The sequence below is a fragment of the Rhizobacter sp. P2_H2 genome, from assembly GCF_056403375.1.
The window spans coordinates 1-996 of sequence record NZ_JBFUFP010001506.1 but is presented as its reverse complement, the minus strand read 5'-3'; the positions used below and the strand labels follow the sequence as shown (position 1 = coordinate 996).

General features: G+C 67.8%; 2 protein-coding genes. One reads left to right on the top strand and one right to left on the bottom strand.

Annotated features, from left to right (window positions below; all coding sequences use genetic code 11):
- On the top strand, nucleotides 1–265 hold a 265-nt coding region (locus tag AC1D15_RS34305), incomplete at its 5' end, for a DUF1415 family protein (RefSeq protein WP_477829587.1).
- Nucleotides 266–311: 46 nt separating this feature from the next.
- Here the strand turns inward: AC1D15_RS34305 and AC1D15_RS34300 are convergent.
- Entirely contained in the window at nucleotides 312–977 is a 666-nt protein-coding gene (locus AC1D15_RS34300) for a hypothetical protein (RefSeq protein ID WP_477829586.1), read from the bottom strand.
- Nucleotides 978–996: the final 19 nt, after the last annotated feature.

Sequence of the window (996 nt, the reverse complement as noted above, 5' to 3'; positions counted from 1 at the left end):
ACTCGAGGGCGTGCTGCAGGTAGCCGCTTTCCATCCCGAGTTCCAGTTCGGCGGGACCGAGCCCGACGACATCACGAACGCCACCAACCGCTCGCCCTGGCCCACGCTGCACCTGCTGCGTGAGGACAGCATCACGAAAGCGGTCGACAGCTTCCCGGACCCCGACAGCATCTACGAGACCAACATGCGGACGATGGAAACGCTGGGCGCTGCCGGGTGGCTAGCGCTGCAGCAGGCATGCAAGCGGGACGCGAAGGGCTCTTGAGCTTCGCGCGCCGCTCGCAGGCGCTTGGCCGTGGCGGCGTTCGGGATCAGCTGGCTGCGAAGCAGTAGAAGAGCCCGGCGCCACCGGTCGCCTTCAGCGCATCCGGGCTGCAGCCGCGCGAGGGGTGCGACGAGTTCCACGATTTGGCAGGCGGCTGCTCGTCGAGACCCGTGCGGTCGTGGTGGCCGACGACCGCAGAACCTTCGCCGCTTTGCGTCCAGTTGCCGCAGGTGAGGTTCTTGTCGCCCGTCGCGACGCGGCCTTCGGGTGTCGAGCCGGTCAGCATGTCGTGCAGGTTGGGCGTGTCGCCGCGGCCGTTGATCACCTCGCCTTTCTCGGTGAGGGCAGTCTGCTTGGTCAAGCCGTTCGCGCCGTGGAGTTCGTCAACGCTGTTGGCCACCACGACACCGCGTGCGTTCTTCCACGGGCCCTTGCCGATGCGGTCGCGCGCATTCACCGGGGAAGTGCCGCTCGAGGCGTCGGTGCTGAGGTAGGCGCGCCAGTCCCTGTCACCGGCACCCACGGCGGTGGCGAGCGCCTTGCAGTACTTGTCGGCACCGGCCAGGCCGCCGAGGTCGGCGCCTTTTCCGGGATTCGCGCTGGTGACGAAGAAGGTCATCGGCTTCTGGGGGGAAGGGCTGCTTGCGCAAGCGATGAGCGTTGCGGCACCGGCGAGGCATCCCAAGGCAATCCAATGGCGGGCGATGGTCATGGCGCGTCCTCCGTGAAGT